Below are 19174 nucleotides of genomic sequence, written 5' to 3' on the forward strand. Positions count from 1 at the left end.
CGGATATGCCGGCGTCGTCCCGGCTTACGGTTTAAAGTCTAGCTGATTCGGCCGGCAATTCTGGGAGTATCTACCGAAACATCGCCGCATTGCGCGCGATGGCGCAAGGCGTGGTCGATCAGCACCAGCGCCAGCATCGCCTCGGCGATGGGCGTGGCGCGGATGCCAACGCAGGGATCGTGGCGGCCATGGGTTTCCATGGTCAGCGGCTGGCCCTGCTTGTCTATGGAACGGCGCGGCTGGGCGATGGAGGATGTCGGCTTGATGGCGATGGACACCTCGATGTCCTGGCCGGTGGAAATACCGCCGAGCACGCCGCCGGCGTGATTGCTGGCGAAGCCCTGCGGCGTCAGTTCGTCGCCGTGCTCGCTGCCGCGCTGGGTGACGCAGCCGAAGCCGGCGCCGATTTCCACCCCCTTGACCGCGTTGATGCTCATCATCGCGTGGGCGATGTCGGCGTCCAGCCGATCGAACACCGGCTCGCCCCAGCCCACCGGCACGTTCTCGGCCACCACCCGCAGCCGCGCGCCTATCGAATCCAGGCTCTTGCGCACGCTGTCCATATAGCTTTCCAGCTGCGGCACCACCTCGGGATCGGCGGCGAAGAAGGGGTTGGTGGACACATGCTCCCAAGCCTTGAACGGAATGGCGACTTCGCCGATCTGGCTCATATGGCCGCGAATGACGATGCCGTAGCGTTCGCTCAACCATTTCTTGGCGATGGAGCCGGCGGCCACCCGCACCGCGGTTTCGCGGGCGGAGGAACGGCCGCCGCCGCGCGGATCGCGGATGCCGTATTTGTGCCAATAGCAGTAATCGGCGTGGCCGGGACGGAAGGTGTCGGCGATATTGCCGTAGTCCTTGCTGCGCTGATCGGTGTTGCGGATCAGCAGCGCGATCGGCGTGCCGGTGGTCTTGCCCTCATACACGCCGGACAGGATTTCAACGCTGTCCGGCTCGCGGCGCTGGGTCACATGGCGGCTGGTGCCGGGCTTGCGCCGGTCCAGTTCCAGCTGGATGTCGGCTTCGCTGATCTCCAGTCCCGGCGGGCAGCCGTCCACCACGCAGCCTATGGCCGGGCCGTGGCTTTCGCCGAAGGAAGTCACCGTGAACAACAATCCCATGGTATTGCCTGACATCTTCACTGTCCTTTGTGTGCTGAATGCTTGGCGAAGATTCTAGCACGACCGTTCCGGCTACCAGCCGACCGCCGTTGCCAGCCGACGGCGGAACCAGCCGGTGATGGACAGCCGCTGCTGGCCGGCCGGCAATACCTCGTGCCAGAAACGGTCGGACAGAAACAGCGCCAGGGTGCCGGCTTCCGGCCGGACATCGACATGGCGCGCGCCGTCCTCGTCCAGATAGAGGCGCATCTCGCCGCCGGCGTCGGCCGGCCAGTCGTCGTTCAGATACAGCACCGCGGTCAGCGCGCGCGCGTCGTCGTCGCGGAAGCGGTCCAGGTGTTTTTTATAGAATGCGCCCTGCGGATACACGGCGAAGTGGGACTCCAGGTCCTCCAGCCCCATGTAGAAGGCCTGGTTCACCGCCTGACGGACGGCGTCCAGCTTGGAGAAATACAAGGACGCGGCGGAATCCGCCTTGTCCGGCTCCAGCCACAGCACCGAATCGGAACGGATTTCGCTGCGGCGGTTTTGCTGCGCGGCGCGCCCAACGGCGGCCTCGTGGAATTTGCCCTGCTGCCAGTTGGCGAGGCACTCCTCGCGCAGCAGGCGGATCTCTTCTGCGCTAAACAGGCTGCGGTCCACGACCCAGCCCTGTTCGGCAAGGTTGTCGATAACAGGCCCCAGTAAATAGGGCGTAACTTCAAAGTGTTGTGTCATGATTCATTCTCCCAGCCGCGATTTCTACCACAGCCGCGTGTCCAGGAGAATGTGATTTATCAGTAATTTTCGCTGACCCTATCATACTGCCCATGCAGCCATGCCAATACCAGCGGGAAATGGTCCCGGATGGCATCAGGATGGGTCAATAATGACACATGATTGTAGTCGTGCAGATGGCCGGCGCGCCGCGACAACAGATGCAGCCGCGACAGATGCGGGCCGGATTCGTCGCGAAAACGGCGCACATCCTCCGGGTGGCCGCGACAGGGATCGTTGCCGGCGGCAAAGTACAGCGCTGGCGGTAAACGCGCACTTTGGGCGGCTGCGCCATAGTCGAAGCCGTCGTCGCTGTCCACCCAGGGCTTGGGCTGCGCCCACAGCTTGCTTTGCAGATGGCTCTTGTCGCTCTCATCGTCCGCGCCCAGGCGGATGCGCCGCGCCGGCAGATAGCCGAAGCAGCGGATCAACACCCGCGAGGCGATATTCCACATGAAGTCCACTTCCACCAGCTTGTTCAGATTGCGCACCCGCACGCTGCGCTTGCTGCCGAAGTAGACCAGGCTGGCCACTTGCTCAGCCAGCTCGGGAAAACGCATCAGACAGCTGGACATATGCACGCCGCCCCAGGAATGGGCCATCCAGTGCAGCGGCGCGTCCTGCTTGAGTTCGCGGATGTGACGATGCAGCGCCGGCAGGTCCTCGCAGATGGTCTCGGTCTGACCGTGGCGCGAGGCGCGGCTGATCTTGGGAAGGCTGCGCCCGCGGCCGCGCAGGTCGGCGGCGAACACATCGTAGCCGGCCTCGGCCAGGTAATGCGCCAGCCCCTTGCCGGAGTCGCTGTAAAAAGTGCGGCCATTCGCCATCACGCCGTGCAGCAGCAGTACCGGCGGGCCTTCCTCGCGACAGTAAATGCGCTTGAGATACAGCTGCTCTTCCCCTACCGCGACAAATAAATCCTGTTCGCGTTTATCCATGGCCTTCTCCTCGTATCGGGCTTGTTTCGTCGTCTGCGCGACAATTCAAACAAGCGCTTGATCATGACAAAAAAACCGCCAAAGAGATAGCCCGTGTCACATCACGCCCTCAAGACCGAAGCCTGCCAGCGACTGCCGCGCCGGGTCCGCCGCAAGGTCTCGCCGCGCAAGGCCAGCAACCAGGCCAGCGCGCAGAACGCCGCCATTCCGGCGAACAGCAGCCCGGCGGACGCGCGGGCCAGCACCCAGCCAGCCAGCATCGGTCCCAGCGCGCCCCCCAGGCTGGCTAGGTTTTGCGCGCCGTAATAAATGCCCTTGCAGTCCTCCGGCGCGATCGCGTCTATATACAGATACTCGGCCGGCACCAGCACAATCTCGCCCAAGGAGAACACCAGCATCGCCGCGCACATGCCCCACAAGCCGCCCGGCATCCAGCCAAAGCCCAGCGTGCCTAGTCCCAGCAAGACAAAGCCCGCGCCTATCGCCGGCATCAGGCGGCCAGGCCGCAAGCCACGCCCCAGCGGATATTGCAGCAGAACCACGCACACCGCGTTGCAGCTGATCAGCGCCGACATCCAGCGCAGCACCTCCACCTCGGGCAAGGTTTGCATCAGATACAAGGGCAGATAGTTGGAAAAACGCGCATACACCAGATTGGCCAAGGCGCAACTCAAGGTGAACAACACCAACACCCGGTCCTGACGCAGCCTGGACAGCGTGTCGATGAATCCCGCGCCTGGGGCGTCGGCTGCGGCGCGCGGCGCGGCCGCGCCGCCACGCGGCGTCGCCAAGCCGCCGGCCAGCGCCAGCGCGATCGCGCACCAGAACGGCCAATTTCCGTTCCAGCCCAGCAGCAGGCTGCATAGCAGCGGTCCCACCGCCCAGCCGACATTGGCCAGGGTGTAGCGCAGGGAAAAGGCCTTGCCGCGCCGCTCCGGCGGCAGCAGATCGCTGATCAGCGCCTTGACCGCGATGCCGTGCACCGCCTGGCCGATCTCGCTGAGCGCCAGCGCCAACGCGGTCCACCACAGCTGCTGGCTCAGCGGCAGCACCAAGTAATTGCCGGCGATCAGCAGCGCCGCGCCCCACAACACCGGCCGCCGCGGCCAGCGGTCCACCAGGTGACCGCCATACAGGCCCATCACCGCGGACAGCAGCAGCACCGCGCCCAGCAACAGGCCAATCTGCTCGCTGTCCAGCCGCAATTGCCGCCCCAGGGTCAGCACCAGCAAGGGTGCGATCACCGCCCGGCTCATCGTCAACAGCCATGAGCAGACCAGTAAATACCGGATTTGCTCCTCATTTCTTACATCCGCCATCGCCACCACGCCTATGCAAACAGGAAACCCGGACAGTATCCTGTCAAAAGCGGAATCAAAAAATGGATGCATGCCGGGAAAATAACTTCCGCTTTTGGCGTGCGAACTGGAAAGCAAAGCAGCGGATGAAGCTGGAACAACAATATCAGGCCCTGTATCAGGCCTACGCCGAACAGCGCCCCGCCCAGCCGGGGCTGGCCGAGCTGTGCGCCTTGTGGAACTGCAGCGAGCGCAATGCCCGGCTGCAGTTGGCCAAGATGCGCGAGCGCGGCTGGCTGGCCTGGGAGCCCGGCCGCGGGCGCGGCCGCAAGTCGCGGCTCAGCCTGCTCTGCGCGCCGGAGCAGCTGGAATGGCAGCGGCAGCAGCAACTGCTGCGCGACGGCAAGCTGGAACAGGCGTTCGCACGGCTGTCCGCTCAGCGCCGCGCGCAATTGCTGGCGGCGCTGCCGCAATATCTGGGCAGCGCCGCCCAGGGCCGCTGCCTGCGCATCCCGATTCCGCATCCGCCGCTGAGCCTGGACCCGCTGCACGTCAGCGGCCGGCTGGAGTCTCATCTGGTGCGACAGATCTTCGACCGCCTGTGCCGTTTCGACCGCGGCTTGCAAAGCCTGCAAGGCGGGCTGGCCCATCACTGGGAAAGCGACGCCGCCGCGCGCCGCTGGCGTTTCTGGCTGCGCCCGGGTCTGCAATTCCACGATGGAACGCCGCTGCAGTCCGACGCCGCCGCCGTCAGCCTGTTGCGGCTGCGCGAAGCCGGCAATCCCTACCAAGTGCAATACCGCCATCTGCGCGCGGTCGACATCCATGACCCGCTATCCTTCAGCTGCCAGCTGGACGACGGCGACTTCCTATGGCCGCAGCGGCTGGCCACCGCCAACAGCTCGATCGCGCCGCTGCGGCGCGGCGCCGACTTTGAACGCCTGCCGGTGGGCAGCGGCCCGTTCCGGGTCTCCCGCCACAGCGAGCAAAGGCTGGGCCTGACCGCCTTCGCCCACCATTACCGCGAGCGGGCGCTACTGGACGAGATCGAGCTGTGGTTCATTCCCAACTGCGACGACGGCCAGGACTTCCATCTGCGCCTGGACTATGCCAACGACGGCAGCGACGGCACGCTGCAATCCGCCTGCACCTATCTATTGCTGAATCCGGACTGGGCCGGCAGCGAGCGCGCCCCGCTGATGCGCTGGCTGGCGGAACCGGCGCTGGTGCAGCCCAACGACCCGCTGCAGACACCGGCGCTGGGCTTGTTGCCCGGCTGGCGCCATCCCTTGCCGCAAGCCCAGCGCCGCCCCAGGCTTGAGCGCGCCCGCCTACGGCTGTTCCATTACGACCTGCCCAGCTTCCCGCCTCTGGCCGCCGCCATCCGCCAACGCCTGGCCGGCTTGTCCATAGAACTGGAGATCCACGCCCTCAGCCGGCGCGCCTTCTTTCACGATCAGGACTGGTGGCCGCAGGCTGACCTGATGCTGTGCAGCGAAGTGCTGCACGACGACCGCGACTACAGCTGTCACGAATGGCTGGGCACCCGCCAGCCGCTGCAACGCGGCCTCGACGCCGCCACCCAGGCGCGCTTGAACGCACAGCTGCGGGACATTCAGCGCCAGCCTGACACCAGCCTGCGCATGGCCGGTTACGCCGCCATCGGCGACTGGCTGTGCGCCGAGGGCTGGGTGCTGCCGCTGTCGCATGAGCGCCAAGGGCATCAGGCCAGCCCGCGGCTAGCCGGGCTACAAATGAGCGAGAACGGCTGGACTGACTTCGCCAGCCTGTGGTTGCGCCCCGAGCAGTCGGGCTGAACAAAGTGCCTCCGCTCCAGCCAACAACGCAGGGGCTTGATAATCCCGGCTTAGACCCTATATCGACAACAGGGCCCGTTTCTCAGCTAAACCATTGATCAAAAAGGAGAGTACGATGAACATCCTGCCTTCCCGCGGCAATGTGAGCCTGTTTGACGAATTGTTCCGCGATTTCACCCCCGGCTTTTTCATCAAGCCGCTGCATGGCGACCCGCTGCCCAGCCAAATCAAGATAGACGTGAAGGAAAGCGCGACGCATTTCACCGTGAGCGCGGACATCCCCGGCGTCAACAAACAGGATATCCATGTGGAAGTGGACGGTCCGCTGGTCACCATCAAGGCCGAGGTACGCCAGACGGACAGCGACAGCAAGGATGAACGCAATCTGCGCATGGAGCGCTATTACGGCGCGGTATCGCGCAGCTTCCAGCTGCCGGCGGAGATAGATCGCGACGCCGCCAGCGCCAAGTATGAAAACGGCGTGCTCAGCCTGACGCTGCCGAAAAAGCAGGGTGGACAGGGCGGACAGCGGCTACATATAGAATAAGCCGCGCGGGAAACCCAAGCCGTCATGAAAAAAGCCCCGGTTTTAAACCGGGGCTTTGTTGTGAATGGCTAGCGAGCGTCAGGCTTCCAAGATCTTGGACACGATCTCGTACACGTCCTTGGACAGTTGCTGCGCGGCCAGGCGCTGCAATTGCTCGCGCATCAGCGCCTGACGCGCCGGCTCCAGCTTTTTCAGCCGGCGGAAGGCATTGACGATGCGGCTGGCTACTTGCGGGTTGATCGCGTCCAGCGCCAACACCTGGTCGGCGAGGAAGCGGTAGCCGCTGCCATCCGCCGCATGGAACAGCGCCATATTGGCGCCGAAGCTGCCAATCAGCGCGCGCGCCTTGTTCGGGTTCTTCAAGGTGAAGGCCGGGTGCTGCATCGCCGCTTGTACATGCTCCAGCGTGCCAGGCAGCTGGCTGCTGGCCACCAGCATGAAGAACTTGTCCATCACCAGCGCGTCCTGCTGCCAGCGGGCGGCGAAGGCGGTGAAGCATTCATCGCGCTCGGCGCCGTCGCGGTCGCGCAAGGCCATCAGCGCGCCCATCTGGTCAGTCATATTATCCGCGCCCAGGCACTGCTTGGCGGCGGCTTCGGCCGGCCAGGCATCATCCAGCCGGTTCAGCATGGCCAGCGCGCGGTTTTTCAGATCGCGCCGGCCGGCGTCCTGCGGCTTGTAGTCGCGGGTCAGGTTCAGCTCGTAAGCCTCGCGCCATTCGCCGCGCAGCGCCTGCGCCAATTCGTCCAGCACAAAGTCCCTCACCTGGTGGATCAGCGCCGGGTCGGCCGCTTCCACCATTTCCAGGATCTCGCCCTCGGACGGCAGGGTCAGCATCAGCGCCTTGAACGCAGGATCGGCCGCATGGTCTTTCAGCACCGCGCGGAAGGCGGCGACGAAGGTTTCCGGCAGCTTCAACTCGCCGCCGGCGGCGACCGTCGCCAGCAATTGCTTGAACAGCCGTTCCGCCAGCGTCTGGCCGGCTTCCCAGCGGCTGAAGCTGTCGCCGTCGTTGGCCATCAGGAAGGCCAACTGATCATCGCGCCAATCGAACTCCAGCTTCACCGGCGCGGAGAAACCACGCAGTAGCGAGGGCACCGGTTCGGCCGCAATGCCGACGAAGGTGAAGCTTTGTTCCGCCTCCTTGACGTCCAGCACCCGGGTGCCGCCTTGCGCTTCGGCTTCACCATCCAGCCGCAGTGGCAAATCGGCGCCGTCGGCGCCCACCAAGCCCAAGGCCAACGGGATGTGGAAGGGCTGCTTCCGCTCCTGTCCCGGCGTGGCCGGGCAGCTTTGGCTCACCTTGAGGGTGTAGCTTTGCGCCGCGCCGTCGTAACGGCCGCTGACGCTGAGGCGCGGCGTGCCGGCCTGGCTGTACCACAGGCCGAACTGCTCCAGATCGACGCCGTTGGCGTCGGCCATCGCCGCGCGGAAATCGTCGCAAGTCACCGCCTGGCCGTCGTGGCGCTTGAAATACAGGTCCATGCCCTTGCGGAAGCCGGCCTCGCCCAGCAGGGTGTGATACATGCGCACCACTTCCGCGCCTTTTTCATACACCGTCATGGTGTAGAAATTGTTCATCTCGATATAGCTGTCCGGGCGGATCGGATGCGAGGTCGGACCGGCGTCTTCCGGGAACTGGTGCACGCGCAGGCCCTTGACGTCCTCGATGCGCTTGACCGCGCGGCTGCTCATGTCGGCGCCGAATTCCTGATCGCGGAACACAGTCAGGCCCTCCTTCAGCGACAGCTGGAACCAGTCGCGGCAGGTGACGCGGTTGCCGGTCCAGTTATGGAAGTACTCATGGCCGATCACCCGCTCCACGCCCTGAAAGTCGGCGTCGGTGGCGGTGTCCTTGCGCGCCAGCACGTACTTGGTGTTGAAGACGTTGAGGCCCTTGTTCTCCATCGCGCCCATATTGAAGTCGCCGACGGCGACGATCATATAGATGTCGAGGTCGTACTCCAGGCCAAAGCGCTGCTCGTCCCACTTCATCGAGTGCTTCAGCGCTTCCATCGCGTGCTGGGTCTTGTCCTGGTCCGCCGGCTCGGTCCAGATCTCCAGCGCCACTTCGCGGCCGCGCATGGTGACGAATTTGTCTTTCAGCGCGGACAGCTTGCCGGCCACCAGCGCGAACAGATAGGACGGTTTCTTGTACGGATCCACCCACTTAACCCAGTGGCGCTTCTTGTCCACCATGCCCTCGCCCACCTTGTTGCCATTGGACAGCAGCACCGGGAACTTGTGCTTGTCGGCGACGATGGTGGTGGTGAACTTGGCCATCACGTCGGGACGGTCCAGGTAATAGGTGATCTTGCGGAAGCCTTCCGGCTCGCACTGGGTGAACAGATTGCCGTTGGACGCGTACAAGCCCATCAGGCTGGTATTGGCCACCGGGTCGATCTCGGTTTCCAGTTCCAGGATGAAGCTGTCCGGCACGCCGCGCACGGTCAGCTTGTCGTCGAGCAGCGCATAGCCGTCGTCGCCCAAGCGTTCGCCGTCCAGCGTCACCGCCGCCAGCGTCGCGCTGCCGTCCAGCACCAGGTCATCCTGGCGCGCGGCCTTGTCGTTGCGGGTCACCACCAGCCGCGCATGCACACGGGTGGCGTCGTCTTCGATATCGAAGCTCAGATCGACGCGGTCGATCAGAAAGGGGGGCGCTGCGTAATCTTCGCGGTACTTGACTTGCGGCTGTTGAACCATGCCTAGGTCTCCTTCGATGCCGGCTGCGCCGGTCTTGGCTGGAGGAGGACGCCGCCGGGCAGCGGCGACGCCCCGATGAATGTCAGTGGCGCAGCCACTTGGCGCCGCCGTCCTGCACCAGCAGGCGGCAGGCGTCCGCCGGCGCGGCTTGCAGTTCAAGCTGCAGGCTGAGCAGTTCGTCGCGGCGGAACAGGTGCAACTTGAGCTTGTCGCCGGGCTGATAGCGCGCCAGCGCCTTGTCCAGATCCACCGCCTTGAGCTTGTCTATGGCCACGATCACATCGCCGCCGGACACGCCGGCGCGTTGCGCCGCGCCGCCATCGTAGACATTGAGCACGCGCACGCCCTGGGCCTCGGCCACCGCCTTGACGCCCAGGCTGGCCGGTGCCGGCTTGCCGCTCAGCGCCAGGCCGCCGCGGTCGCCGGCATTGGCCGCCGGCTCGAAGCGCAACTCCACGCCCTGGGTCGCCAGCAGCTCGGCCAGCGGCAGCGGCTTGACGCTACGCAGCGCGTGGTCGAAGAAGGCCGTGAGATCCAGCCCGGCGGCGGCTTGCGCCTGGCTTTCCCACTCGTCCTCGGCCAGGCCCTTGCCGTCGTCCAGCCATTTGCGCCACAGCGCGCGCATCACATCGTCCAGCGACTGGCGGCCCTGGCTGTCGCGACGTATGGTCAGGTCCAGCGCCAGCGCGGCCAGCGCGCCCTTGGTGTAATAGCTGACGATGCTGTTGGGACTGTTTTCGTCCTGCCGGTAGTACTTGGTCCAGGCTTCGAAGCTGGACTGCTCCAGCGTCTGCTTCAGACGGCCGGCGCCGCGCTCGACGCCGCTGACGGTTTCCGCCAGCAGGCCCAGGTAGCGCTTCTCGTCGATCAGGCCGCAACGCACCAGGCTCAGATCGTCGTAATAAGAGGTAATGCCCTCGAAGGCCCACAACAAACGGGTATAGCCTTCCTGGTTCAGGTCATAGGGGGTGAACGCCGCCGGCTTCATCCGCTTGACGTTCCAGCTGTGGAAGTACTCGTGGCTGATCAGGCCCAGCAGTTTCAGATAACCGTCGCCGATGTCCTCGACGCCCAGTTGCGGCAGATCGTCGCGGTTGGCCACCAGCGCGGTGGACGCGCGGTGCTCCAGCCCGCCGTAGATGTCCTTGCCGACGAAGAGCATGAACACGTAGCGCTCGAACGGCGCCGGTTCGCCGAACAGCTTGATCTGGTATTCGCAGATTTTCTTGGCGTCGCGCGCCAGGCGCTTGAGATCGGCGCGGAAGCGGCCGGAGACGACGAACTCATGCGGCACGCCGCAGGCTTTGAAGCTGACGCTTTCGAACTCGCCCAGTTCCACCGGGTGGTCGATCAACTCGTCGTAACAGGCGGCCTGGTAGCCGCCAAAGCCGGTTTTCTTGTCGGCGCCGCGCGCAGGCAGGCTGGTCGCCACCTTCCAGCCGGCATAGGCCTTGCCTTCCGGCGGCAGTATCTGCACAGAGCAGGGGTCGCTCTCATAGCCTTCCACCGCCAGGAACACGCTGGTGCCGTTATAGAAGCCGCGTTGTTCGTCCAGATAGGCGCCGCGAACCGACAGATCAAATGCATAAACCTTGTAGCGCAAAGTCAGCGCGCCCTTGACCGGCGCGGCTTGCCAGCTGTTTTTTGTCAGCTGGACCAGTTCCACCGTTTTCCCGCCGGATTCCGCGCGGATTTCAACAATATGCTTGGAGAACTCCCGAATCATGTAACTGCCGGGAATCCACGCCGGCAGCACGAACTGCTGGCCCTTCTTGGCGGGCCGGGACACGATGACGGCGACCTCGAAAAGATGCGCCGCCGGGTCGCAAGGGAGTATTGTGTAGCGAACGGGAACGGTCATGAGCAGATTTGCCTGTAATCGTTGCAAAACCTTCTGATTTTAGCACTTCCTGCGCGGATACGCCGCGTTTTATGACATTTTGATCCAGGTCAAGAAGGCAAGCCCGATAGACAATACAATCTCGCCAGTAGCAACAGTATTTGCAAGAACTGTTGCGCTCGCTTGAGACATAAAAAAGACAAATAGGGAAAGCGACCTCCCCAGGCTTCCAAACTGGCCCGATATGGGTAATTGATTTAGAATGCCGGGTTAACTAAATGGGGAAATTGCGCTATCGCAATGCGGGATGAACTGCTAATACAGACATCGGAACCGCTGCGATACGGGTCAAGCGCTTGATTTTAAAAAAGTCGTTTTCCCTGCGGCTTCGCCTGGACACAGTCACATCAGTACAGATTGGGACAGTCGCCCGGACTTTCAAGCCGTCGATGGATAGATATGTCACGTTCTGAGTTAGCAACCTTGGAGAAAACCCTAAATGGAAACGCAATCCACTTATAACTATAAGGTGGTGCGCCAATTTGCCATCATGACCGTCGTGTGGGGCATTGTCGGCATGTTGGTGGGCGTCATCATTGCGGCCCAACTGGTATGGCCCGAATTGAACTTCGGGCCCTGGTTCCACTTCGGCCGCCTGCGTCCGCTGCACACCAACGCGGTCATCTTCGCCTTTGGCGGTTGCGGCCTGTTCGCCACCTCCTACTACGTGGTGCAACGCACCTGTAATGTCCGGCTGATCTCCGACAAGCTCGCCGCCTTCACCTTCTGGGCCTGGCAGCTGGTGATCGTGCTGGCGGCCATCACCCTGCCGCTGGGCCTGACCACCAGCAAGGAATACGCCGAACTGGAATGGCCGATCAAAGTGCTGATCGCAGTGGTCTGGGTTGTTTACGCCATCGTTTTCTTCGGCACCATCGCCATCCGCAAGGTCAAGCACATCTACGTGGCCAACTGGTTCTACGGCGCCTTCATCCTGGCCGTGGCCCTGCTGCACATCGTCAACTCCGCCTTCGTGCCGGTATCGCTGTGGAAATCCTACTCCGCCTACTCCGGCGCCGTGGATGCCATGGTGCAATGGTGGTACGGCCATAACGCCGTGGGCTTCTTCCTGACCGCCGCCTTCCTGGGCATGATGTACTACTTCATCCCGAAACAGGCCGGCCGTCCGGTTTACTCCTATCGCCTGTCCGTGGTGCACTTCTGGGCGCTGATCTTCACCTATATGTGGGCCGGTCCTCACCACCTGCACTACACCAGCCTGCCGGACTGGACTCAATCCGTAGGCATGGTGTTCTCCCTGGTGCTGCTGGCTCCGAGCTGGGGCGGCATGATCAACGGCATCATGACCCTGTCCGGCGCCTGGCATAAGCTGCGCACCGACCCGGTGCTGAAGTTCCTGGTGGTATCGCTGTCCTTCTACGGCATGTCCACCTTCGAAGGCCCGATGATGTCGATCAAGACCGTCAACGCCTTGTCCCACTACACCGACTGGACCATCGGCCACGTGCACTCCGGCGCGCTGGGCTGGGTTGGCTTCATCACCATCGGTTCCCTGTACTACCTGATCCCGCGCCTGTTCGGCCGCGAATCCATGTTCAGCCTGAAACTGGTTGAAGCCCACTTCTGGCTCGCCACCGTCGGCGTGGTGCTGTACATCGCCGCGCTGTGGATCTCCGGCGTGACCCAGGGCCTGATGTGGCGCGCGCTGAACCCGGACGGCACCCTGACCTACGCCTTCGTTGAAGCGGTCAAGGCAACCTATCCGTACCACTTCGTGCGTCTGATCGGCGGCTTCCTGTACCTGCTCGGCATGTTCCTGATGGCCTACAACACCTTCCGCACCGTAACCGCGGGCCGTGCCGTAGACGCCAAGATCCCGGCCATCACCGCCCACGCTCACTGAGGCGCAAGGAATCATCATGGATAAGATTCAAAAACTGATCGAAGAGCACGTTGGTTATCTGATCGTGTTCACCCTGCTGGTCGTCAGCGTCGCCGGCCTGGTGGAAATCCTGCCGCTGGCCTTCCAGAAATCGACCACGCAGCCGGTGGCCGGCGTCAAGCCCTACACCGCCGTGCAGCTGGCCGGCCGCGACATCTACATCCGCGAAGGCTGCCACACCTGCCACACCCAGATGATCCGTCCGTTCCGCGCCGAGACCGAACGCTATGGCCACTACTCGGTGGCCGGCGAATCGGTGTACGACCACCCCTTCCTGTGGGGCTCCAAGCGCACCGGCCCCGACCTCGCCCGCGTGGGCGGCCGCTATTCCGACGAATGGCACCGCGTGCACCTGGTCAACCCGCGCGACGTGGTTCCCGAGTCGAATATGCCGGCCTTCCCGTGGCTGGCCAAGAATCTGGCCGACGCCGACAGCGTACCGACCAAGATGAAGGCTCTGCGTTTGGTTGGCGTCCCCTACACCGACAAAGACATCACCGAAGCCAAGGCCCAGGTGGAAGGCAAGTCGGAAATGGACGTGCTGGTCGCTTACCTGCAAGGCCTGGGCCTTGCCTTGAAAAACGTTCGTTAAGCCATGGACTGGGTAACCATCGGACGCTCGCTGTTCACGGTAGTGTGCTTTGCATTCTTCATCGTGGTGCTGGGCATCGCCTACAGCAAGCGCTCCAAGAACCGGTATGAGGACGCGGCCAACCTGCCCTTCCTCGACGACGACAAGGTGCAGGAAGCAGAACAAGATCAAGCTTCCAACGGAGCAAGAAAATGAGTGATTTCGTGAGCGAATTCTGGAATATCTGGATTACCGTGATCGTGCTGGGCGGCCTGATCTGGCTGACCTATCTGGTCTTCTCGCAATCCAAGATCAAGGTGCAAAAGGGCGAACAGGTTGAGATCACCGGCCACGTGTGGGACGGCGACCTCTCCGAGTACAACCATCCGCTGCCGCGCTGGTGGATGCTGATGTTCTACGTGACCCTGGCTTTCGCCGTGGTCTACCTGATCCTGTACCCGGGCCTCGGCACCTGGAAAGGCGTGTTCAACTGGACCTCGGTGGACCAGTACAAGAAAGAGCGCGCGCAGGCGGAGGCCAAGTATCAGCCGCTGTACGACCAGTTCCTGAAACAGGACGTCAAGGCCGTGGCCGCCGACCCCAAGGCTCAGGAAATGGGCAAGCGCCTGTTCCAGACCTACTGCGTGCAGTGCCATGGCTCCGACGCCCGCGGCGCCAAGGGCTTCCCCAACCTGACCGACAGCAAGTGGCTGTGGGGCGGCGAGGTGAAGGACATCCACACCACTATCTCCGAAGGCCGTCACGGCCAGATGCCGGCCTGGGGCGCCGCCTTCGGCGAGGAAAAGGTCAAGGATGTGGCCAACTACGTGCTGTCGCTGTCCAAGCGCAAGCATGACGCCGAGCGCGCCGCCCGCGGCAAGGAAACCTTCGCCACGGTCTGCGTCGCCTGTCACGGCCCGGACGGCAAGGGCAACCAGCAGCTGGGCGCGCCCAATCTGACCGACAACAACTGGCTGTACGGCGGTAGCGAGAAGACCATCATCGAGACCATCACCAACGGCCGCAACAACCAAATGCCGGCCTGGAAGGACTTCCTGGGCGAAGGCAAGGTGCATCTGCTGACCGCTTACGTCTGGGGCTTGTCCAACAACCCCAAGGCGCCGCAATAAGCCTGAACCGACATACTGCCCGCTCACGCGGGCAGTATTCTTTCACCCGGATGTTATATAATTTCATATAACATCTCGCCCACTGTCGCAGCCGCGCATTTCGCCAAGTCCATGCCATCCATGGCCTTGGTCAAATCCGCAGAGAAGGAAACGCCCATGTCCGATTCGCTCAAGGAAATCCCGATCAAGGTGGAACCGCCGCGTCCTAAAGGCCAGCAGCCCGACGATAGCGAGACCGTTTCTCTGTACGAATCGCATACCAAGATTTACCCGCGCGCGGCCAAAGGCCTGTTCAACAATCTGCGCGTGCTGTTCGTCATCGGCACCCAACTGGTCTTCCTCGGCCTGCCCTGGCTGAGCTGGAACGGGCGCCAGGCGCTGCACTTCGACCTGATCGAGCGTAAATTCCACCTGTTCGGCCTCACCATCTGGCCGCAGGACTTCGTCTACCTGGCCGCGCTGCTGATGTGCTGCGCTTTCGGCCTGTTCACCTGGACCACCATCGCCGGCCGGCTGTGGTGCGGCTACTCCTGTCCGCAGACGGTCTACACCGAAATCATGCTGTGGATAGAACAATGGGTGGAAGGCGACCGCAACAAGCGCATCAAGCTGGACAAGTCGCCGATGAGCTTGCGCAAATTCCGCATCAAATTCACCAAGCACGCGCTGATGATCGTGTTCTCGCTGTGGACCGGCTTCACCCTGGTCGGCTACTTCACCCCGATCCGCGACCTGGTCGCCGCCGCGCCGCGCTTCGACTATGGACCGTGGGAAGCATTCTGGATGTTCTTCTACGCCGGCTTCACCTATCTGCTGGCCAACTTCATGCGCGAACAGGTCTGCAAATACATGTGCCCGTACGCGCGCTTCCAGAGCGTGATGTTCGACGCCGACACCCTGATCATCTCCTACGATGAAAAGCGCGGCGAACCGCGTGGCGCGCGCAAGAAAGGCAGCGACCCGAAGGAACAGGGCCTGGGCTCCTGCATCAACTGCAGCATCTGCGTGCAAGTCTGCCCGGTGGGCATAGACATCCGCAACGGCCTGCAATACGAATGCATAGGCTGCGCCGCCTGTATCGACGCCTGCGACGAAGTGATGGACAAGATGGCTTATCCGCGCGGCCTGATCCGCTACACCACGGAAAACGCGCTGGAAGGCAAATACCCGGAGAAAGCCATTGTTTCCCGGCTCAAGCGCCCGCGCGTGATACTGTACACCCTGGTGCTGGCCATCGTGATCGCCACCGCCATCGGTTCCATGCTGATGCGCAAGCCATTCAAGGTGGATGTGCTGCGCGACCGCGCCTCGTTGGTGCGTGAAACCGACGCAGGCTGGCTGGAAAACACTTATATCATTAAAATTATCAATACAACGGAACAGAAGCAGCATTTCAGGATCACAGCAACGGGTCTGCCCGGCCTGAAAGTGCAGGCGGATCGCGGCGATATCGCGGTGGCCGCCACCGGCAACACCGATGTCACCGTCCATGTGCAGGCCGATCCGCAATACGCGACCAAGGGCAGCCACGAGATCCGCTTCCTGATCGAGTCCATCAACAACCCTTCCCTGCAAGTGGAAGAGAAGTCCAGCTTCATCGGAGAGTAATGCATGCAGCACACCCACCCCGCTCCGCGTCCCTGGTACCGCGAACCCTGGCCCTGGATTCTGTTCGGCCTGCCGCTGATTTCCGTCATCGTCGGCGTGATGTTCCTCGCCACCGCGATCCGCACCGATGACGGCCTGGTCACCGACGACTACTACAAGAAGGGCAAGGCCATCAATATGGAGCTGCGCCGCGACAAGCAGGCCTTCAACATGGGCCTGAGCGCACAGCTGATGGTGGGCTCGGACCAGCGCACGCTGCGCTTGATCACCACCAGCAAGGTGCCGCTGCCGGCGGTGATCAGCATGCGCATGGTGCACCCGGCCCAGGATGATTTCGATCAGCAGGTGGAAATGCGCCAGGCCGGCCCCAACCTCTACCAAGCCACGCTGCCGGCGGTGCCGGTCCAAGCCAACCACTGGTATATCCTGCTGGAAGACCAAGCCAAGCAATGGCGGCTACAGGGCGAATGGAAGCCGGCCGAAGGCCAGACCGTGTCGCTTGGCCATCCCAATCTGGAGCCGGCGGACTGATGAAGCGACTCCTAAACCACGCCTTCGCCGCGCTGGCGCTGGGCCTCGCACTGAGCGCCGCACAGGCCGGCGGTTTCGTGCCGGCCTATTTGAACGGCACCATCGCGCCGCAGCAGGAGGCCGCGCTGTCCCAGGCCAAGGACGTGCTGGTCAAAGTGCGCCTGCTGGACCAGAGCCGCCAGGACGCGCCGCCACAGCTGCTGGCCGAGCAGATCTTGGAAAAGCCGCGCCGCATCCCTGCGGATTTTTCGCTGTGTTATGACAAGCAGGCGATCAAGAACGACGGCCGCTATGTGATAGAGGGCCAGATCTTCGTCAACGGCGAACTGCGCTACAACAGCCGGAGCCAGACTCAAGTACTGGGCGCCGGCGCAGCCGAGCACCCACAACTACGCCTGGAAACCGTCGGCGCGAACTGAGCCGCTCCTCCCCATGCCGGCCCCGCCCAATCCAGGCGGGGCTTTTTCTTTGCCGGCGTTAACAGAAACCCTATGCCCAGTGTTGCTGTTTAGCCTCAGCGCCCAAGCTCGACTTCTTCCCGCCCGGCTACCGCCACCTCGTCCTGCCCAAACCACTTAAGCCCTTCAAACGGTGGGATTTTCGACAATAGCCCAGAGCCAAACCCTCATCGCGCTCATGTCATTTTACTGACAAATAAATATGACAAACAAAGACAGTTTGTGACGCATTTACTCTATAAATTACGATTGTATGGCAGTTATGCTTAAAAAATTTTCACATCCAAACATTTACTAGTTATTATCAAAAATTGCCTACAAAATCCAAGGCAAGTAAAAACTACAACAACACCTCACTCGATCTTGCTCGTTCAAGTGGTGTCACTCAAGTCACACAAGGAAATAATCTATGTCGACCACTTCGCATCCCAAGGGGCTCTATCTGCTTTTTGTGACCGAAATGTGGGAGCGCTTCAGCTATTACGGCATGCGCGCCATTTTCGTGCTGTTCATGATCAAGGCCCTGATGTTCGACAAGGCTCACGCCGCCGACATCTACGGCACTTATACCGGCCTGGTCTACCTGACTCCGTTGATCGGCGGCTACATCGCCGACCGCTACTGGGGCAACCGTCGCTCCATCCTTGTGGGCGGCGTGCTGATGGCCATCGGCCAATTCATGCTGTTCTTCTCCGGCTCGCTGCATGACAGCAATGTGCAGAGCGCCGCCTGGCTGCTATACGGCGGCCTGGGCATGCTGATCGCCGGCAACGGCCTGTTCAAGCCGAACATTTCCTCGATGGTGGGCCAGCTCTACCCCGCTGGCGACAAGCGCGTCGATTCCGCCTTCACCATCTTCTACATGGGCATCAACGCCGGCTCGCTGATCGCGCCGCTGGTCTGCGGCACCCTCGGCGACACCGGCCATCCGGCCGACTTCAAATGGGGCTTCATGGCCGCCGGCTTCGGCATGCTGCTGAGCCTGGTCATCTTCTCCCTGTTCAAGAACAAATACCTGGTGACCCCGGAAGGCAAGCCCATCGGCATGGCGCCCAAGCGTCACCACGATAGCGGTGAAAAAGTGGTGCACGCGCCGCTGACCCGCGTGGAAAAAGAGCGCCTGGCCGTGATCCTGATCGTATCCGCCTTCGTGATCTTCTTCTGGTCCGCCTTCGAACAGGCCGGCGCCTCGCTGACCTTCTTCGCCGAAGAACAGACCAACCGCAACCTGCTCGGCTTCACCGTGCCAGCTTCCTACTTCCAGTCGGTCAACCCGATCTCGGTGGTGATCTTCGCGCCCATCTTCGCCATCATCTGGACCAAGCTGGGCCAGAACAACCGCGAGCCGAACTCGCCGGTGAAAATGGCGCTGGGTCTGTTCTTCCTGGCGCTGGGTTACCTGGTGATCGCTTTCGGCGTCGAGGGCCTGGAGCCGGGCGTCAAGGTCAGCATGCTGTGGCTGGTCAGCCTGTATGTGCTGCACACCTTCGGCGAGCTGTGCCTGTCCCCTATCGGTCTGTCCCTGGTGGTGAAACTGTCTCCGGCCCGCTTCACCGGCCTGATGATGGGCATCTGGTTCCTGTCCAACGCCGCCGCCAACAAGTTCGCCGGCACGCTGTCGGAACTGTATCCGGACCCGAGCAAGCCGGTGCCGCACTTCCTCGGCTACGCCATCAACAATCTGCACGACTTCTTCATGCTGTTCGTGGCCATGGCCGGCGTAAGCTCGCTGGTGCTGTTCGCGCTGTCCTACAAGCTGAAGAAAATGATGCACGGCCTGCAATAAGCGCCGCGCGGCCCCGCAAGCCGGGGCTCAAGCAAGATCCCAAAGCCGGCCTCCGCCGGCTTTTCGCTTATTCCACCGCCAACACAGAACCGGGAAAAGGCTTT

The 19174-nt window shown here is 62.5% G+C and carries 16 protein-coding genes; 10 read left to right on the top strand and 6 right to left on the bottom strand.

Annotated features, from left to right (window positions below; translation table 11 throughout):
• Positions 1-38 precede the first annotated feature (38 nt).
• The 4 genes from aroC to ACE3QM_RS07665 form a co-directional block, all read right to left on the bottom strand.
• A complete protein-coding gene (gene aroC / locus ACE3QM_RS07650) occupies positions 39-1139 on the bottom strand; it encodes a chorismate synthase (RefSeq protein ID WP_374421306.1) in 1101 nt (366 codons plus the stop codon).
• A 57-nt stretch (positions 1140-1196) separates the two neighbouring features.
• Positions 1197-1841, bottom strand: a complete 645-nt coding sequence (locus ACE3QM_RS07655) for a 2OG-Fe(II) oxygenase (RefSeq protein ID WP_374421307.1) — start codon at positions 1839-1841, stop codon at positions 1197-1199.
• A gap of 59 nt (positions 1842-1900) precedes the next feature.
• The gene (locus ACE3QM_RS07660) at positions 1901-2818 is read right to left on the bottom strand and encodes an alpha/beta fold hydrolase (RefSeq protein WP_374421308.1); all 918 of its coding nucleotides are present in this window, start codon (positions 2816-2818) and stop codon (positions 1901-1903) included.
• Positions 2819-2919: 101 nt separating this feature from the next.
• Positions 2920-4209, bottom strand: a complete 1290-nt coding sequence (locus ACE3QM_RS07665; protein ID WP_374421309.1) for an MFS transporter — start codon at positions 4207-4209, stop codon at positions 2920-2922.
• 53 nt (positions 4210-4262) lie between these two features.
• Between ACE3QM_RS07665 and ACE3QM_RS07670 the strand changes: the two genes are divergently transcribed.
• Both ACE3QM_RS07670 and ACE3QM_RS07675 read left to right on the top strand, forming a co-directional pair.
• On the top strand, positions 4263-5933 hold the full coding sequence (locus ACE3QM_RS07670) for an SgrR family transcriptional regulator (protein ID WP_374421310.1): 1671 nt from the start codon (positions 4263-4265) through the stop codon (positions 5931-5933).
• Between the two features lie 115 nt (positions 5934-6048).
• Positions 6049-6480, top strand: coding sequence for an Hsp20/alpha crystallin family protein (locus ACE3QM_RS07675; RefSeq protein ID WP_231464867.1), 432 nt, complete (start codon positions 6049-6051; stop codon positions 6478-6480).
• 78 nt (positions 6481-6558) lie between these two features.
• Here ACE3QM_RS07675 and pepN read toward each other — a convergent pair whose 3' ends face one another.
• On the bottom strand, positions 6559-9183 hold the full coding sequence (gene pepN, locus ACE3QM_RS07680; protein WP_374421311.1) for an aminopeptidase N: 2625 nt from the start codon (positions 9181-9183) through the stop codon (positions 6559-6561).
• Positions 9184-9265: 82 nt separating this feature from the next.
• A complete protein-coding gene (locus ACE3QM_RS07685) occupies positions 9266-11044 on the bottom strand; it encodes a M61 family metallopeptidase (RefSeq protein WP_374421313.1) in 1779 nt (592 codons plus the stop codon).
• Positions 11045-11522: 478 nt separating this feature from the next.
• On the opposite strand from ACE3QM_RS07685, the gene ccoN reads away from it, so the two are divergent.
• The 8 genes from ccoN (at position 11523) to ACE3QM_RS07725 (ending at position 19070) form a co-directional block, all read left to right on the top strand.
• Positions 11523-12947, top strand: a complete 1425-nt coding sequence (gene ccoN, locus ACE3QM_RS07690) for a cytochrome-c oxidase, cbb3-type subunit I (RefSeq protein ID WP_048410957.1) — start codon at positions 11523-11525, stop codon at positions 12945-12947.
• Between the two features lie 16 nt (positions 12948-12963).
• Positions 12964-13578, top strand: a complete 615-nt coding sequence (ccoO, locus tag ACE3QM_RS07695) for a cytochrome-c oxidase, cbb3-type subunit II (protein WP_043632373.1) — start codon at positions 12964-12966, stop codon at positions 13576-13578.
• Between the two features lie 3 nt (positions 13579-13581).
• On the top strand, positions 13582-13773 hold the full coding sequence (locus ACE3QM_RS07700) for a cbb3-type cytochrome c oxidase subunit 3 (RefSeq protein WP_048410958.1): 192 nt from the start codon (positions 13582-13584) through the stop codon (positions 13771-13773).
• Positions 13770-14687 (top strand): cytochrome-c oxidase, cbb3-type subunit III, encoded by a 918-nt coding sequence (gene ccoP / locus ACE3QM_RS07705; RefSeq protein WP_048410959.1) that lies wholly within the window; start codon positions 13770-13772, stop codon positions 14685-14687. Before ACE3QM_RS07700 ends, ccoP begins: the two co-directional genes overlap by 4 nt.
• Before the next feature lie 156 nt (positions 14688-14843).
• Positions 14844-16295 carry a cytochrome c oxidase accessory protein CcoG gene (gene ccoG / locus ACE3QM_RS07710; protein WP_048410960.1) on the top strand — a complete coding sequence of 484 codons (1452 nt, stop codon included), beginning with the start codon at positions 14844-14846 and terminating at the stop codon, positions 16293-16295.
• Positions 16296-16298: 3 nt separating this feature from the next.
• The gene (locus ACE3QM_RS07715) at positions 16299-16826 is read left to right on the top strand and encodes a FixH family protein (RefSeq protein ID WP_048410961.1); all 528 of its coding nucleotides are present in this window, start codon (positions 16299-16301) and stop codon (positions 16824-16826) included.
• Positions 16826-17245, top strand: coding sequence for a YbaY family lipoprotein (locus ACE3QM_RS07720; RefSeq protein WP_374421314.1), 420 nt, complete (start codon positions 16826-16828; stop codon positions 17243-17245). The genes ACE3QM_RS07715 and ACE3QM_RS07720 overlap by 1 nt, the downstream gene beginning before the upstream one ends.
• Positions 17246-17693: 448 nt before the next feature.
• Complete coding sequence (locus ACE3QM_RS07725; RefSeq protein WP_231461904.1) at positions 17694-19070, top strand: peptide MFS transporter; 1377 nt, start codon at positions 17694-17696, stop codon at positions 19068-19070.
• The last annotated feature ends 104 nt before the right edge of the window (positions 19071-19174 follow it).

It is taken from the genome of Chromobacterium sp., assembly GCF_041912965.1.
Taxonomy (GTDB): Bacteria; Pseudomonadota; Gammaproteobacteria; order Burkholderiales; family Chromobacteriaceae; genus Chromobacterium; species Chromobacterium aquaticum.

Coding starts and splice junctions, on each gene's coding strand:
- aroC (WP_374421306.1), bottom strand. CDS start 1,139: ATGTCAGGCAATACCATGGGATTGTTGTTCACGGTGACTTCCTTCGGC.
- ACE3QM_RS07715 (WP_048410961.1), top strand. CDS start 16,299: ATGCAGCACACCCACCCCGCTCCGCGTCCCTGGTACCGCGAACCCTGG.
- ACE3QM_RS07660 (WP_374421308.1), bottom strand. CDS start 2,818: ATGGATAAACGCGAACAGGATTTATTTGTCGCGGTAGGGGAAGAGCAG.
- ccoP (WP_048410959.1), top strand. CDS start 13,770: ATGAGTGATTTCGTGAGCGAATTCTGGAATATCTGGATTACCGTGATC.
- ACE3QM_RS07700 (WP_048410958.1), top strand. CDS start 13,582: ATGGACTGGGTAACCATCGGACGCTCGCTGTTCACGGTAGTGTGCTTT.
- ACE3QM_RS07665 (WP_374421309.1), bottom strand. CDS start 4,209: ATGCATCCATTTTTTGATTCCGCTTTTGACAGGATACTGTCCGGGTTT.
- ACE3QM_RS07670 (WP_374421310.1), top strand. CDS start 4,263: ATGAAGCTGGAACAACAATATCAGGCCCTGTATCAGGCCTACGCCGAA.
- ACE3QM_RS07655 (WP_374421307.1), bottom strand. CDS start 1,841: ATGACACAACACTTTGAAGTTACGCCCTATTTACTGGGGCCTGTTATC.
- ACE3QM_RS07675 (WP_231464867.1), top strand. CDS start 6,049: ATGAACATCCTGCCTTCCCGCGGCAATGTGAGCCTGTTTGACGAATTG.
- ACE3QM_RS07725 (WP_231461904.1), top strand. CDS start 17,694: ATGTCGACCACTTCGCATCCCAAGGGGCTCTATCTGCTTTTTGTGACC.
- ccoN (WP_048410957.1), top strand. CDS start 11,523: ATGGAAACGCAATCCACTTATAACTATAAGGTGGTGCGCCAATTTGCC.
- pepN (WP_374421311.1), bottom strand. CDS start 9,183: ATGGTTCAACAGCCGCAAGTCAAGTACCGCGAAGATTACGCAGCGCCC.
- ACE3QM_RS07685 (WP_374421313.1), bottom strand. CDS start 11,044: ATGACCGTTCCCGTTCGCTACACAATACTCCCTTGCGACCCGGCGGCG.
- ccoO (WP_043632373.1), top strand. CDS start 12,964: ATGGATAAGATTCAAAAACTGATCGAAGAGCACGTTGGTTATCTGATC.
- ACE3QM_RS07720 (WP_374421314.1), top strand. CDS start 16,826: ATGAAGCGACTCCTAAACCACGCCTTCGCCGCGCTGGCGCTGGGCCTC.
- ccoG (WP_048410960.1), top strand. CDS start 14,844: ATGTCCGATTCGCTCAAGGAAATCCCGATCAAGGTGGAACCGCCGCGT.